The sequence below is a fragment of the Catonella sp. genome (assembly GCF_052169795.1).
Lineage (GTDB): Bacteria > Bacillota > Clostridia > Lachnospirales > Lachnospiraceae > Catonella.
On sequence record NZ_JBQNBU010000023.1, the window covers coordinates 1 to 14,623 of the forward strand.

The window sequence follows — 14,623 nt, forward strand, 5'->3', positions numbered from 1 at the left end:
TAAGCCACTCTGCATCTGCATATATCCTGTCTCTGGTTACACCCGGAGTGTCTTTTACTATAGAAATATCACTGCCTGCAAGTTTATTAAAAAGTGTGGACTTACCTACATTAGGTCTTCCTACTATTGCTACTATTGGTTTCAAATTTCACCTCTAAATTTGTTATGTTTTATGCTACTCTGTAATTTTACCTTATTGAGTGGTGTTTGTAAAGGTTAGAAGCATTATTCATTGAAAGTAAGTAAACGCAGTACTGATTCATACTTACACCTTCTTCCTTAGACTGGTCAGCCAGTAATTTATGCAAGCTTTTTGGCAATCTTAACTTAAATTGTCCGGAATAATCATCATATGATGAAGGTTCAGGAATAGTTTTTCCATCTTCCAAAGCTGCAGTAATCCATTCTATTTTTGCATCATTCACATTCTTAACAGCTGCTTCAAGTGTATCACCAACCGTTATACATCCCGGAAGCTCCGGATATCTTGCCGCAAATCCTCCTTCATCTATGTCTGGAACGATTTCCAACTTATATGGAAGCTTTAAGTAATAATCAATTGTCTTCATATAACATTTCCTCCTCAACTATATCTCGCACCATTTCAACATATACCTTTTTAATTGGTTCATGTTTAGGAATTGTAATCGGATTCTTACCTAGTTTACGAAAAGTATAATGGCTACTTCCACTTCTTGGTGCATTCATAACATATCCATAGTATTCCAAGATTTTTTGTAATTCATTAAACCTCATATCTTTTGACAAAAATAATAGCTTTCTTAAAAGTTTTTCCCATTTGGACATTAATAACTCCTAACATAATTATATTTGGTGTCGTATTTGGTGTCAAGTTTACCTTAAAATTTTAGAACCCACCCTGGTTATAAGCCCTTGCTATGAAATAAGACGGCTCATAATAGGCACTGCAGTTATAATCATCAAGTTTATCGCAAAGCTTATTATTATAAACTCTTATAATTCCCTCAACTTCACTCTCATTCGGCTGTGCTGTATTATAAATCAGGCGTTCATAAACTTTGCCCATTTGGAGAGGAGTAGGTATTCTATCCACCAGTTCATAATTCACATCAGTCACATCTACATTGCCCTTTTCTAAACCATACTCACTAATCCACTCATCTTCTACATCCAAAGGATTTTTGGAATGAAGTACATTAGCCACACTTATAAGATGATTCATATTTTCCTCTCCCAGCTTATTTACAACATAACTATTACGCTGATGTAGTCTTCTTGCCACACGCTCTATCATATAACAGATAAATTTAACATCATCTCTTGTAATTTCTTCATCCGGAAAATATATATTAGTCATAGTTTCTCACTCCCTTCAAAATTTAAAGTTTTCAAAGCTTCTTCTGTACAAAAAACTATCTGATGTGTAGGATATTTGAACTTAACCAGTTCCCAAAAGGCTGCTTTTGAAATATTGCCGTCTATATAATCTTCTACATAGTCCCAAACCTGATCATCTGCCATAGGTCCTTCTACAATATCAAAATTATGTTCTTTTCCTAAACGGCAGTTCACCACAAATTCCAACCATTCTTCCGTCATAGTTTCAAATATACAAATTTTTAATTTAGAATTTTCTTTATATGTATAATTATTAACATATGATTTACCAGACTTAGAACTTGCCCACCTCATAGCCTGTCTTTTTATATTAGTACAGTAAAATCCATATCCAAAGTCTTTATAATGACTGTTTATTAAGATTTTAGGATTTTGCACTATAACATTACTTCCATGATAGAGCATAATATGATTACCCATAAATATTTCTCCAACCAACCTATATTCAACAATCTCACTACTTATATTTACACTTATATCAGTATACTCTAAACTCTTTTAAAAATCCAGCAACTGCAAAGTTGTTACATAAAAAGACGGCATCTTCCCTTACAGAAATTTGCCGCCTAATTATTTACTTTACCTAATTATTTTACAAGCAAAAGTGCCATCTTAAATCTTCCGACCGCTTTTACACTGTGAAGGGCATTTTTATCGAACTTGAAGTTATCACCTTCGTTTACCTCATAGTCTTTACCCTCATAGTTTATAATTCCCTTGCCTTCAAGAGCAAAAACTATTGCTTCACCAGGAGCACGATGCTCTGAAAGATAGCAGCCCTCGTCAAAAGCCATTATCATAAACTTAAGATTGTCCTGTCCGATAAGGTCTACATTTGCTATGCTTCCCTTCTCATAATCAAGTAAGTTTTTTAATTTTGTAACCTCTCCTGCTTTTAATACACTATTCATATTTATCTCCTTTTCAAGTAATATTTCTATATATGACAGACCGCTCTCTGTACCGGCCGACATACCGCATAAAGTTTTGGGTGCTACATATAACAAGGCATTTTCAGACATATGTTCTGTATCATTTTCATTCAGATTAAACACACCAAATCCGTCTGTACCTATGTAAAGTACCGGGCAGTCATAACTTTCCTTACTTATATCAGTACCTTTTCCAAGCCTGAAATAAGTAATCGGTGCATCCGAAAGTCCTAATTTTGTAGAAATGGTAAGTTCATTTTTTACTTTATATTCTTCTGAAAACTTAAATCTACCGCCTTTAATCATAGCCGCCTCCCTTGTCAAAATAGTTTAATGATATAACTTACCGTCTGATTGCAACGGGAATTATACTTTTCTTTTTCTCTCCTTTATAATCGCCTTCATTTATGATAATTTCTACATCAAAAGCATCCTCAATATTGGTTTTATTAAGGATTTCATTTGTTTTTCCATAAATATATGAACCATCTTTTTTCATAAGAATAGTCTTATCGGATATCATAAGGGCGTTGGTAGGATAATGGGTATTGATAATTGCACTGAGTCCATCTTCATGTACCAACTTGTTTATCAAGTCAAGAACCAAAATCTGATTATGAAAATCAAGGCCTGTTTCCGGTTCATCAAGGACTATGAGCTTTGGTTCATTTATAAGTGCCTTGGCTATCAGTATCATCTGAAGTTCACCGCCGCTCATCTTATTGCAGTCTTTATCTGCCAGATACAGGATTCCGTTTTCCTTAAGTATTTCATACGCCCTTTCATAATCTTTTTTACCGGGCTGTTCAAAGGTATTAAGGTGTGAACTTCGACCTAACACAACCAAATCTATGCCACTGTAAGAAAATGCAAAATTATGAGACTGTGGAATATAAGACACAGATTTCCAAAAGTCTTTGGGTTTCATGGTTTTTATATCATTACCGTACAGCCTTGCCTCTCCCTTATTAAAATTTAGCAGTCCCAGACAACATTTTAACAAAGTAGTCTTTCCGACTCCGTTAGGTCCCAATACCGAAAGTGCCTCACCCTTGTCTACACCAAGGTTAATACCGTTTATCACTGTCTTACCACCCGGATAAGAAAATGCACCATTTGAAACTTCTAATATCATCTTAAATTTTTCCTGTTCCTCCTAAGTAACGAAATAAATATCGGAGCTCCAACTATGGCAGTCAGTATCGACAGAGGAAGTTCTATTACGCTTATGCTTCTTGACATAGTGTCAATAGCAATCATAAATGCAGCTCCAATGCTCATGCTTATAGGAATTACATATCTGTTATTGCTGCCTACCAACATTCTTGAAAGATGCGGAACTAAAAGTCCTATCCAACCCACCTGCCCACACATAGACACGCTTGAAGCTGTAATAAGGGTAGAAGCAAGTATGAAAGCCAGTCTTATTTTTCTTATGTCCATACCGCTTGCCTTTGCCTCATCTTCACTTAACGAAAGTATATTTAATTTCCATCTCAGCAGGTAAATAACTGCTACTCCTATCAAGATTAGCGGGCTTCCTATCAGTATCTTTGTGTAAGAGGCAGAAGCAAAGCTTCCCATCAGCCAGTAGGTTATCTCTGGCAGCTTGCTTGTAGGATCTGCCGTATATTTTAGCAATGAGCCTATTGCATTGAATAAAGATGAAATTATAACACCCGAAAGCACTAAAAACACTATTGAACGTTCTGTATCATTGCCTGCCACCTTCATTGTTATCCATACCGCCGCAAGTCCGAATACAAGTGCAATAAGCTGTACTTCTAATATACTTCTGCCAAGTAAAATTGCTAAGATCGCTCCTACACAGGTGCCGCTTGTTACACCCAAAATATCAGGTGTAGCAAGCGGATTGGAAAAAAGTGATTGGAATGTACTGCCTGCCAGACTCAAACCCATTCCCACTATTACTGCCATTATAATTCGGGGTAGTCTTATGTTCATAATAATGGAAAAGAACTCAGCTTCCTCTCCTTTTCCGTTTATTACCATCATCAATGTGTCCACAACTTCCTTTACAGACAGAAACATTCTTCCGCTGCAAAGTGCAATAAGTGCAAATACTATAGGGGTAACAAACATAAGTGCATATGAAAGTAATGTAAAATGATTATTTCTAATCCACAGATTATCTTTCATTATAATCTAACATCCCCTTCATTTCCTCATCGGTAACATCATAACCATAAAAATCTTTATAATATTTGCGGATAGTATCTTCAAGCGGATAATCCTTAAACTGCTCAGGATAGGTTCTTGAAGCCATCCAAGCAAGCACTAACGGTGCATCAGGATTAGGCGTAAACCAGTTCCACATACCAAGTGTTGTATTATATACCCTCTTATCCTTTACAGCCTTTATAGTAGAGAAATCCGCACCCTCTACCTTATTTTCTATAACATCCGACGGAATCATATCAAGAAGTCCCGGTCCATCCAAGAAAAGAAGTGAAGGATTCCACTTATATATCTGTTCCATACTTACCTGGGCAAAGCCTTTGGTCTCTCCTGCCAGATTCTTAACCTTTAATCTCTGAAGCCAGAAATCTCCGAACGAGCCTTTACCGGCAACCATAGGGACACCGTTTGCATATTTCCAAAGTATCATAGTATCCGGTCTGTCTTTATCATCAACCTTAGCTATTCTTTCCGTAACATCAGCCACTATCTTGTCACCTTCAGCTATGAAGTTGTCCATCTTACCTTTTTCTCCGAAAACATCCTCCAAAAGCCTCAACCACTCTTTATATCTTTCTATCGGATCGGCGGGTGTACTTGCCCCTATTGTAGCAAACCCCACTGCAGGTATGCCTGATTTTTTGAGTATTTCCGCATGCTCTTTATTTTGAGCATTATAAAAAATAACATCCGGCTTGAGTTTAATAATCTCTTCTATATTCAAATCACTCTGAGCATAGACGGTATCACTGCTTTTAAAAAGCTCAGGAGCAATGTTTTTTAATGCCGTCTTAGTAATAATATCCTTGAATGAACCCGCAAAACCTACAATCTTAGGTGCATCCCCCTGAAAATATGCCATATATGTAGATAAAATAGGAATTTGATCAATAACTATTCTGTTGATTTCATTCGGAACTTCTACTGTATTGCCACCATGGTCAACTACATTGTGCGTAGCCATACCCTTAACTTCGCTTATCATATTTTCGTTCTGATTGGACGAACTCATCATTGATGACGAAGAATTTTTTGAAGATGTCGACTGTGCAACAGATGTATTTTGAGTTACACTACTTTTTTTCTCGATATTTGCAGAATTACCTCCACAAGCACTAAGAGCTATCATAGCTCCAACCATAAGTGCCGTAAACCTTGCCTTTTTCATAATATCCTCCTAAAATATAACTTAGTTAGCTGCAACTAATTTAAGTATATTTTAGGAAGATATTATTTTCTATTGCAATTGCAACATTTTATAAAATTAGTTAAATCAGCAGCTTACACTTACATTTATCCCATTCAATTATACCTTCGTACTTCATTCTAGATATTTCTCTTGACAAGGCACTTCTATCAATTCCTAAGAAATTAGCAAGTTCTTGATTATTCATGGTTCTCTTACCACACATTCCATCCTCACTAAACTCTTCTATATATGAAATCACTTTAGCCCTTATGCTCTTTTGACTCATAACTCTTATTCTTTTTTCCTGAATGACACTTTCTTCTGCTATCTGCCTAAGTAGATTTGCAGTCATCATAGATGCAAATGTACATCTCCTTGCATAAGGTTTAAATAAATTAGAGAATTTTAAAAATAAAATTTTAGAATCCTTCTTTGCAATAGCACTGGCCAAATACTTTTGTCCCACTATGCAGGAATTAGCACAGGCAAAAAAACCGGATTCCATTATATTTCCCATATTGGTCTCACTTCCATCAGACTCAGGAATTACTAAAGACAGCTTACCTGAAAGCACAACCCCGGCATATTCGGTTCGACTCCCATAAGACAGGATGATACTCCCTGCTATATACTCCCTAATGTATCCTTCAAGACATTTTACAATATGAAGAATTGCCTCCAAGTCTAAATTATAAAATAATTTAGAGCTTCTTAAAATATCATAATACTGTTCTATTTCTAAATTCATTTAATACATACTCCTCAAAATACTCGCCACATTTTCTAAGTTCCCCCAGTACCACCTTCACACCTCTATCTGTCTTGTACCAGTTAGTCGCCGTTATTCCCTGTGTGTCAGTAGGTACAATATAAAACTTTGTATTTGGAAAGATATGAGAATATGTCATAAACACCCTCCTTGCGTGAAAAGCCTGAGGACAAATGATTGCACTTTTCACCTCCATCCCTTTACTTTCAAGTAATTCTTTTGAAAATATAGCATTCTCATAAGTATTAGTAGCCCTCTCCTCCATTAAAATATCTGCATCCGATACACCGTTTTTAACAAGCACAGAACTCAAAAACTCTGCTTCAGTCCTATAATTCCCCTTGTACCTATCTTCTGTAACCCGTTCATTTAAAAACTTACCTATCTTATAAAAATACATTCCCGAAGGCATTATTTTCTTTGATAAATCTTTTCCATAAAGTTCAGAAGCCGTTTCAGCAAGTCCCCAGTTTGATGAACCGGGTATGAAAATAATATCCGACTTTTCCGGCTCATCTTTTATAAAAATAAACTTAGTTATATCTTCTGTGTTATTCCTCATCAATTTTTCGCTCCATTCTATGCTTTATTATAATTTTAATGCAAATGACACTTACGGTCAATACAATTTGCAAATGATTTGCAAACATGCACAATTTTATCTAATGTTTTTTCTAATTTTTTAGTGACTTTTATCGAATTAACTATTATAATGTAAATATAGCTTTTATGTAGGCTAATATTTCAATTTTTGAAAGGAGAATGGTTATGAAAGGTTATGCAATGCTTAAGATTGGTGAGTCAGGCTGGAATTCTCTTGAGGCACAGGCTGGCTTCTCTATGCATTCAGGCGGAATGCTTGCAGGCTGGAAGTTCTCTAACTTTAAAGATGGTGTGTTCTCCGAATTCTTCCATGTAAATGATGCAGACGGAAACCTTGCCCTTCTTCCTGATAATATAAATACTGTTGATGCTTGTATGCTCTCTGATATGGTTCCTACCGGTTTCCATGGTGTAGAACTTGCTGATGTGCAGTTTGGTGATGTTGTACTTGTTATCGGCATTGGGCCTGTTGGTCTTATGTCAGTAGCAGGAGCTAACCTCCGTGGTGCTTCAAGAATTATTGCTGTCGGTACAAGACCTGTTTGTGTTGAAGCAGCAAAAGGTTATGGTGCTACAGATTTTATCAGCTACAAGAATGGTCCTATTGATGAGCAGGTTATGAAGATGACTGATGGCAAGGGTGTTGATAAAGTTATTATCGCCGGCGGTGGTGTTGAGACATTTTCACCTGCTGTTAAGTGCTTAAAGCCGGGCGGAAAAATTGGTAATGTAAATTACTTAGGATCCGGAGAAAACATCGATATTCCTCTTAACAAAGTATCTTGATGGGACTGTTGAAATTCCTATAAAAGATGAGTCAGAAAATATGCCTGATACTTTTTCCTTAAACAATATTTCTGTCCGCTCTATTGAAAGATTTATTATATTTTTAGAAAATCTTATAAGAGGAGTATATGGGAATGTATTCAGAGCTAAAGGAAGCTTTGCTATAAGAGGAGTTAATCTAAGATTTGATGTATCAGATAACAGATATCAGATTGAGACAGATACCAATGAAATATCTGATAAAGTAGTCTTTATTGGAAATGATATTAAAAAACAAAAAATCAGAGAAATTTTCTTTGAAAGTTCCAATTTTATTAAAATTGGCGTAAAAAATTCTATGTTAAACCCTGTCTGACATTTTAATCAGACAGGGTTTAGTTATATATGGCTATTTAATTATTCCTCTTTACCTGCATTAGCAGCATTTTCTTCTACTACCTTTGCCTGTACATCGGCAGGTGCAGCCTCATAGTGGCTAAATTCATAAGAAAACTCTCCTATTCCACCTGTCATAGATCTGAGGTCTGTAGAATATCCCATAAGGCTTGCCTGCGGAATATCATCAAGGATTTCAGTTCTTCCATCATAAAGGGTATTCATGCCACTTACTCTTCCACGTCTCTTATTAAGATCTCCCATTACATCACCTGTATACTCATCAGGAACTACTACTCTGAGAGTTACGATAGGCTCTAAAAGTATAGGCATAGCCTGCATAAAACCATCTTTAAAAGCCTGTGTAGCAGCTGTTTTAAATGCCATTTCAGAAGAATCTACAGGGTGATAAGAACCATCTGTAAGTGTAGCTTTAAGTCCTACTACAGGATAACCTGCAAGAGGTCCCTTAGTTACACACTCTGCTATACCCTTTTCAATAGCAGGGAAGAAGTTCTTTGGAATGGCACCGCCAAATACAGTTTCTTCAAAAATATACTGTTTTTCCAGATCATTTGATGGTTCAAATGTAATATGTACATCACCATACTGACCATGTCCACCGGTCTGCTTTTTATACTTATTCTGTACTGAAACCTTCTTCTTAATCGTTTCCTTATAAGGAATACGAGGTTTAAGAAGCTCAATTTCAACCTTATATCTTGATGCAAGCTTGCTTACCACAACATCCAAATGCTGGTCACCAATACCATAGATTAATGACTGGCGATTTGCACTGTCATTTACAAGCTTAATAGTTGGATCTTCATCTACAATCTTAGCCAGAGCACTGGCAATCTTATCATCATCACCCTTATTCTTAGTTACATATCTCATATAAGTATATGGAACTGAGAATGTTGGCTTGTCATATACTACAGGTACAGCCTTAGTAGCTATACTGTCACCCGTTGCAATATCAAGTTTGCCTATTGCACCAATATCACCGGCATGAAGTTCTTTCACTTCTATCTGCTCTTTTCCCCTAAGCACATAAAGTCTTGAAATCTTTTCTTCAACATCCTTTGCTACATTATAAATGGTAGAATCAGCTTTAAGTACACCTGAGCAAATTTTAATAAGCGAGAATTTTCCAATAAACGGATCTGCTATTGTCTTAAATACCTTAGCTGTCATCTCTTTATTCTCATCATAATCAGCATGGAAACTATTGCCGGTCTTCTGATTAATACCTGTAATTATAGTCTTATTAGGCGATGGGAAATAGCTTATAATCTGATCAATAAGGTTTCTTACACCCTTGGCTTCAGTACCTGAACCCATAAGAACCGGTACGAGACTTGCATCACCAACACTCTTTCTAAGTGCTGTAGACATCTCAGCCTGTGTAAATTCCTCACCATTGAAAAACTTATCCATCATATCATCACTAGTCTCAGCTACTGCCTCTAAAAGTGCATCTCTGTAAGTTTGTAAATATTCCATAGAATAGTCAGGAATATCTGAATCTATATAAGTGCCGTCGTCATTAAATCTACGACCTGCCATTTTTACCACATTTACAAAACCGACAAACTTTTCATTTTCACGGATTGGAAGCTGGAAAGGAGCCACTCTTGTTCCATAGAGTTCCTGAAGTGCTTCCACAACTTTTCTGTAACTTGCATTATCATCATCCATATCTGTTACAAAGAACATTCTTGGAAGTTTATATTTTTCACAAAGATTCCATGCCTTCTCTGTACCTACCTGTACACCTGCTTTAGCCGAAATTACAATAACAGCTGCATCTGCTGCACTTACAGCTTCTTCTGCCTCTCCAACAAAATCAAAGTACCCCGGAGTATCTAAAATATTAATCTTTGTATCTTCACTTACAATCGGAATAACGGAAGTATGTATGGAGAAAGTTCTCTTCTGCTCTTCTTTATCATAATCACTGATAGTTGAGCCATCTTCAATCTTTCCCTGCCTTGAAATTACACCTGTTACAAATGCCATGGCCTCTGCAAGTGTAGTCTTACCACAGCTGCCATGGCCAAGTAGAGCTACGTTTCTGATTCTTTCATACTTGAAAATGTCCATATTTTTCTCCAATCTGCCACAAACTTATGTAGCCTGAATTTTGGATTTATCACATATAGATATTGTACATTTTTTTATATGTTTTTTCAAGTATTATGTTAATATTTTACATGGTTTTACTGATTTATTCTACTTCGTTCGTACATAAATGTAGTATTTTTATATGCTATTTCTATTTTTTTATCCCTCATGCTATAATGATATATATTATCAGACAAAATGTCCTCCGCAGACACCACTGTATTATTTATGTTTTTCACCATGTCTCGTAAGGCAGATATATCCTTATCTCCTTTATTACTGATTACAATAGTTTCATGGATTGAACTGGGAAGAATATATAAATCAGACTTTAATTTAGATGAAAGTTCTTCAAGAATTTTGTCATACAAAATAACTCCGGCACCACTGCTTTTTTTATCATTGCAAATAATATACATTTCCTCTTCTTCATCATATCTCTCATTACTTGGTATGAAACTTGACATTGGAATAATCTCAGCCTTAAGGAGTTTAGGAGTATTCTCTTTGGCTATATTCCAAATCTTCTCACAGGTAAGCCCAAACTGCTCTGCCATTTCATTAGTAATATGTACTACTCCAAAATCTTTTCCTACATCAGTTGCAATATACGCAAAAATCACTGCTAAATCCATAATTTTAATAAACGGCCTTTCAGAAAGTCTAAGTTTATTCATATCATAATTTACCAACTCAAAGATTATCTTAGCCTTTATTCTATCTATATCTGTATAATCAACTTGATTAAAATGCGGATAATCCAAATCTTTTAATATATGATAAAGTTCAGTTACAACATTTTCAAAATTATACTCTACATTATCTTCATATTCTCGATAAAAATCTTCAAGATAAACTATTCTAGATATCTTCTTAGTATTTTCCTTCGATAATACTGAAAGTCCATAACGGTATATGCCGTTGTTTTTAGCAACCTTCTTCAATACAACCTCATAATAAGGTTCTAATTTCGCAGATAAGCCCATTCTTACTGCTTCAATAAATTCATTATACTTCAAATTTCCTCGCTTTCTTCCCATTTTTCAGAATCAAATATAAGCAAATTATAAAGCATATATGAAATATCTACAACGGCATTTTTACCAAAATTTCAGACTCATATTCGGCATTTTATACAATTATCTTATTTCTTCAGCTTCCAAAAGCATTCCATAATATGTTCCTTCAGCCATCTTACCTCCACTTGCAACTACAACTCTCTCTACTTCATCATCAGATACCCCGGAAAAAGATATACTATGCCCTAATTTTTCAGCAACATCCACAACTATTTTTAAATATTCGATAACCTCAGTCTTTTCATTTTCCTCTAAAAGTCTGCTTACAGAAATGGATAGTTGAGCAGATGGCAGATTTTTTAATATATCCATAGACATTCCACCACTACCATATCTTCCAATTCTGAATCCAAAACCTCTTTCAAGCATTTCTTCAATAACAAAACTATATTCAGGCAAATCTTCCATCAAAATATTTTCATCTACTTCTATTATAATTTTTTTTACATTAATTTGGGCTTCTTCAACAATCGCATATAACTTATTTCTAAAATCATAATTTAGCACCAATCTTCTTGCAAGCGGGAAAATTACATTCTTATCAGGAAATTTCTTTATCTCTTCACAGGCTCTTTTTACTGTATTTTCACCAAGTGCAAGTATCTGTCCTGTTTTTTCTGCAAAACCTATAAATTTCCTTGCTCTCCACACTCCCTTTTCTCCCCTGTCCCATAACAATCTCAACCTGACCGTATCATAGGTTCTGCTTCCTATATCAAAAATGGGAGAATACTTAATCAGAATACTGTCATTTTTTATTGCAGTAGTAAGACTTGATTGCAATTCAATATTTTCAAGTTCCTTCTCAGACATTTCTTCACTATAATAACAGTAATTATCTTTTCCAAGATGTTTTGCTTCGGTTAATGCAGCTGTAACATTTTTAATTATCAAATCTGCTTTAGCTCCATCTCTTGGTGCTACTGCGGCTCCTATGCTTGTAGTTACCACTACCTGTCCAAAGGAAGTTATAAAAGGAAATCTGAATGAAGTACCTATTCTTTTTATTTTTTCATTAAAATCTGTCAAATCAATTATATTTTGGCTAAGTATCATAAATTCATCACCACTAAGCTTAGCCAAATAATCATTTTCATCAAGATTCTGTCTAAGCCTATGACTAACATCCAAAATTAATTCTTCACATTTGGCATGCCCCCATAAATCATCTATTTGTTTAAAATTATCCAAATCAACATACATAATTCCTATTGATTCTTCTTTTCTCAGAGTTTCTAAAATATGAGTAAGCATTTCATTAAAAGCTATACCATTAGGAAGACCTGTTAAGGCATCTTCATAAGCAAGCTTCTTTATCTTATCCTCACTTGCTTTTATCTCCCTATACTTCATATTAAGCTCTTCCTGTGTAGTATTAATTTCGCTATATACATTATCAAGAGCACTTAGTGTATCTTTTAATTTCTTTTCTGCTTCTTTTTTTTCTCTTAATATCTTATTTCTTGAAAAAAATAAACCAGTTGCAAGAACCGTCATAATGCCTATCACTACATACAATAATGTTGTCAAAATATCTCCTCCTGCTTAAAACTTTCATCTGCTAATATTATAGCATAAATATGTCATAAATCTATACCTTGTTTTTAAACACTTCTTTAAGATTTGTATATCATCTGATTTTTGTATAGTCTGCTATCAGCTAAATCCCCTATGACTTTAATACAGCCCCTTATATGCAAGAAAACAGGGAGATTTTATCTTTCTCCCTGTTTTCTTTATAAATGATAGTTACTCACAAACTTATTTAATTATTAAGCCTCAGCAACTCCAAGGTACTCCAAGATACCTTTCGCCGCATGTTTACCGGCACCCATAGCAAGAATAACTGTAGCAGCTCCTGTAACAGCATCTCCGCCTGCATATACACCTGTCTTTGTAGTTTCACCGTTCTCATCCTTAGCAACAAGGCAGCCCCATTTATTAGATTCAAGCCCCTTAGTTGTAGAAGAAATAAGTGGGTTAGGACTTGTACCGAGAGACATAATAACTGTATCACACTCGATAACAAATTCAGAATTTGGAACCTCCTGTGGTCTTCTACGACCTGACTCATCAGGCTCACCAAGCTCCATTCTTACACATTTACAGCCTTTTACCCAACCATTCTCATCCTCAATAATTTCAATAGGATTAGTAAGTACATCAAAGATAATTCCCTCTTCTTTAGCGTGATGAACCTCTTCCACTCTGGCAGGAAGCTCTTCTTCAGATCTTCTGTATACAATATGTGTTTCAGCTCCAAGCCTAAGTGCAGTTCTTGCAGCATCCATAGCAACATTACCGCCACCTACAACCACTACCTTTTTACCCGGATGAATAGGTGTATCATAATTATCATCAAAAGCCTTCATAAGGTTTGATCTTGTAAGGTATTCATTAGCAGAGAATACACCATTAGCATTCTCACCCGGAATTCCCATAAACTTAGGAAGACCTGCACCTGAACCGATAAATACTGCATCAAAGCCTTCTTCTTCCATAAGTTCATCTATAGTAATAGATCTGCCTATTACATAGTCAGTCTTTATCTCTACACCGAGAGCCTTAACATTATCAACTTCGTATTTAACAACTGTCTCTTTTGGAAGACGGAATTCAGGAATACCATACACAAGTACTCCTCCAGCTTCATGAAGAGCCTCATATATAACCACATCACAGCCTGCCTTAGCAAGATCTCCGGCTGCTGTAAGCCCTGCAGGACCTGCACCTATAACAGCAACTCTCTTACCGTTCTTAACCTTTGCAGGCTCCGGACGGATTTCATGCTCACGAGCCCAGTCAGCTGTAAATCTTTCAAGTTTACCTATAGATACTGCATCTCCCTTAATACCCCTTACGCAGTATTTCTCACACTGTGACTCCTGAGGACAGACACGGCCACATACTGCAGGCAGTGCACTGTATTTACTTATAGTATCATAAGCCCCCTTAACATCCCCTTCTTTAACTTTCATAATAAATCCCGGAATATCAATACCTACAGGACAACCTCCTACACAGCGTGGATTTTTACAATTAAGACATCTTGTAGACTCATCCATAGCCTCTTCAATATTATATCCATAACAAACTTCTTCAAAGTTTTTTGCTCTTACTTTAGCTTCCTGCTCTCTTACAGGAATTCTCTGCATTGGATTAACTGCCATTTTTTTATCTCCTT

At 35.7% G+C, this 14,623-nt stretch carries 17 protein-coding genes; 2 read left to right on the forward strand and 15 right to left on the reverse strand.

Annotated features, from left to right (window positions below; genetic code table 11):
* The 11 genes from ACTTKP_RS05145 to ACTTKP_RS05195 all read right to left on the reverse strand — a co-directional run.
* Positions 1-145: GTPase (locus tag ACTTKP_RS05145; RefSeq protein ID WP_442552868.1), on the reverse strand; the 145-nt coding region annotated here is incomplete at its 3' end.
* A 43-nt stretch (positions 146-188) separates the two neighbouring features.
* Entirely contained in the window at positions 189-569 is a 381-nt protein-coding gene (locus ACTTKP_RS05150) for a type II toxin-antitoxin system HicB family antitoxin (RefSeq protein ID WP_442552834.1), read from the reverse strand.
* Positions 556-807 (reverse strand): type II toxin-antitoxin system HicA family toxin, encoded by a 252-nt coding sequence (locus ACTTKP_RS05155; RefSeq protein ID WP_442552835.1) that lies wholly within the window; start codon positions 805-807, stop codon positions 556-558. The genes ACTTKP_RS05150 and ACTTKP_RS05155 overlap by 14 nt, the downstream gene beginning before the upstream one ends.
* 61 nt (positions 808-868) lie before the next feature.
* Positions 869-1,339, reverse strand: a complete 471-nt coding sequence (locus ACTTKP_RS05160; RefSeq protein ID WP_442552836.1) for a hypothetical protein — start codon at positions 1,337-1,339, stop codon at positions 869-871.
* Positions 1,336-1,800, reverse strand: a complete 465-nt coding sequence (locus tag ACTTKP_RS05165) for a DUF3990 domain-containing protein (RefSeq protein ID WP_442552837.1) — start codon at positions 1,798-1,800, stop codon at positions 1,336-1,338. The genes ACTTKP_RS05160 and ACTTKP_RS05165 overlap by 4 nt, the downstream gene beginning before the upstream one ends.
* Before the next feature lie 167 nt (positions 1,801-1,967).
* A complete protein-coding gene (locus ACTTKP_RS05170) occupies positions 1,968-2,618 on the reverse strand; it encodes a cupin domain-containing protein (protein ID WP_442552838.1) in 651 nt (216 codons plus the stop codon).
* A 37-nt stretch (positions 2,619-2,655) separates the two neighbouring features.
* On the reverse strand, positions 2,656-3,447 hold the full coding sequence (locus tag ACTTKP_RS05175) for an ABC transporter ATP-binding protein (protein WP_442552839.1): 792 nt from the start codon (positions 3,445-3,447) through the stop codon (positions 2,656-2,658).
* Entirely contained in the window at positions 3,444-4,472 is a 1,029-nt protein-coding gene (locus ACTTKP_RS05180; RefSeq protein WP_442552840.1) for a FecCD family ABC transporter permease, read from the reverse strand. Before ACTTKP_RS05180 ends, ACTTKP_RS05175 begins: the two co-directional genes overlap by 4 nt.
* Positions 4,462-5,679 carry an ABC transporter substrate-binding protein gene (locus ACTTKP_RS05185; RefSeq protein ID WP_442552841.1) on the reverse strand — a complete coding sequence of 406 codons (1,218 nt, stop codon included), beginning with the start codon at positions 5,677-5,679 and terminating at the stop codon, positions 4,462-4,464. The genes ACTTKP_RS05180 and ACTTKP_RS05185 overlap by 11 nt, the downstream gene beginning before the upstream one ends.
* A gap of 100 nt (positions 5,680-5,779) precedes the next feature.
* Positions 5,780-6,448: a Crp/Fnr family transcriptional regulator gene (locus tag ACTTKP_RS05190; protein WP_442552842.1), complete on the reverse strand. Its 669-nt coding sequence runs from the start codon at positions 6,446-6,448 to the stop codon at positions 5,780-5,782.
* A complete protein-coding gene (locus ACTTKP_RS05195) occupies positions 6,420-7,031 on the reverse strand; it encodes a YdcF family protein (RefSeq protein ID WP_442552843.1) in 612 nt (203 codons plus the stop codon). The genes ACTTKP_RS05190 and ACTTKP_RS05195 overlap by 29 nt, the downstream gene beginning before the upstream one ends.
* 206 nt (positions 7,032-7,237) lie before the next feature.
* Here ACTTKP_RS05195 and ACTTKP_RS05200 point away from each other — a divergent pair, with 206 nt between their 5' ends.
* Entirely contained in the window at positions 7,238-7,858 is a 621-nt protein-coding gene (locus ACTTKP_RS05200) for a zinc-binding dehydrogenase (RefSeq protein WP_442552844.1), read from the forward strand.
* Positions 7,859-7,898: 40 nt separating this feature from the next.
* Complete coding sequence (locus ACTTKP_RS05205) at positions 7,899-8,213, forward strand: GTP-binding protein (protein ID WP_442552845.1); 315 nt, start codon at positions 7,899-7,901, stop codon at positions 8,211-8,213.
* Positions 8,214-8,254: 41 nt separating this feature from the next.
* Here the strand turns inward: ACTTKP_RS05205 and ACTTKP_RS05210 are convergent, their stop codons facing one another.
* The 4 genes from ACTTKP_RS05210 to gltA form a co-directional block, all read right to left on the reverse strand.
* Positions 8,255-10,339 carry an elongation factor G gene (locus tag ACTTKP_RS05210; RefSeq protein WP_442552846.1) on the reverse strand — a complete coding sequence of 695 codons (2,085 nt, stop codon included), beginning with the start codon at positions 10,337-10,339 and terminating at the stop codon, positions 8,255-8,257.
* 116 nt (positions 10,340-10,455) lie between these two features.
* On the reverse strand, positions 10,456-11,379 hold the full coding sequence (locus ACTTKP_RS05215) for a DUF5688 family protein (protein WP_442552847.1): 924 nt from the start codon (positions 11,377-11,379) through the stop codon (positions 10,456-10,458).
* Between the two features lie 120 nt (positions 11,380-11,499).
* On the reverse strand, positions 11,500-12,969 hold the full coding sequence (locus ACTTKP_RS05220; RefSeq protein WP_442552848.1) for a diguanylate cyclase domain-containing protein: 1,470 nt from the start codon (positions 12,967-12,969) through the stop codon (positions 11,500-11,502).
* Between the two features lie 242 nt (positions 12,970-13,211).
* Positions 13,212-14,609: an NADPH-dependent glutamate synthase gene (gene gltA / locus ACTTKP_RS05225; RefSeq protein ID WP_442552849.1), complete on the reverse strand. Its 1,398-nt coding sequence runs from the start codon at positions 14,607-14,609 to the stop codon at positions 13,212-13,214.
* Between the last annotated feature and the right edge of the window lie 14 nt (positions 14,610-14,623).

Excerpts from the sequence above, each read along its gene's own strand:
- ACTTKP_RS05160 (WP_442552836.1), bottom strand. The coding sequence starts at position 1,339 with ATGACTAATATATATTTTCCGGATGAAGAAATTACAAGAGATGATGTT.
- ACTTKP_RS05210 (WP_442552846.1), bottom strand. The coding sequence starts at position 10,339 with ATGGACATTTTCAAGTATGAAAGAATCAGAAACGTAGCTCTACTTGGC.
- ACTTKP_RS05150 (WP_442552834.1), bottom strand. The coding sequence starts at position 569 with ATGAAGACAATTGATTATTACTTAAAGCTTCCATATAAGTTGGAAATC.
- ACTTKP_RS05190 (WP_442552842.1), bottom strand. The coding sequence starts at position 6,448 with ATGAATTTAGAAATAGAACAGTATTATGATATTTTAAGAAGCTCTAAA.
- ACTTKP_RS05155 (WP_442552835.1), bottom strand. The coding sequence starts at position 807 with ATGTCCAAATGGGAAAAACTTTTAAGAAAGCTATTATTTTTGTCAAAA.
- ACTTKP_RS05195 (WP_442552843.1), bottom strand. The coding sequence starts at position 7,031 with ATGAGGAATAACACAGAAGATATAACTAAGTTTATTTTTATAAAAGAT.
- ACTTKP_RS05175 (WP_442552839.1), bottom strand. The coding sequence starts at position 3,447 with ATGATATTAGAAGTTTCAAATGGTGCATTTTCTTATCCGGGTGGTAAG.
- ACTTKP_RS05205 (WP_442552845.1), top strand. The coding sequence starts at position 7,899 with ATGCCTGATACTTTTTCCTTAAACAATATTTCTGTCCGCTCTATTGAA.
- ACTTKP_RS05165 (WP_442552837.1), bottom strand. The coding sequence starts at position 1,800 with ATGGGTAATCATATTATGCTCTATCATGGAAGTAATGTTATAGTGCAA.
- gltA (WP_442552849.1), bottom strand. The coding sequence starts at position 14,609 with ATGGCAGTTAATCCAATGCAGAGAATTCCTGTAAGAGAGCAGGAAGCT.
- ACTTKP_RS05170 (WP_442552838.1), bottom strand. The coding sequence starts at position 2,618 with ATGATTAAAGGCGGTAGATTTAAGTTTTCAGAAGAATATAAAGTAAAA.
- ACTTKP_RS05180 (WP_442552840.1), bottom strand. The coding sequence starts at position 4,472 with ATGAAAGATAATCTGTGGATTAGAAATAATCATTTTACATTACTTTCA.
- ACTTKP_RS05200 (WP_442552844.1), top strand. The coding sequence starts at position 7,238 with ATGAAAGGTTATGCAATGCTTAAGATTGGTGAGTCAGGCTGGAATTCT.
- ACTTKP_RS05185 (WP_442552841.1), bottom strand. The coding sequence starts at position 5,679 with ATGAAAAAGGCAAGGTTTACGGCACTTATGGTTGGAGCTATGATAGCT.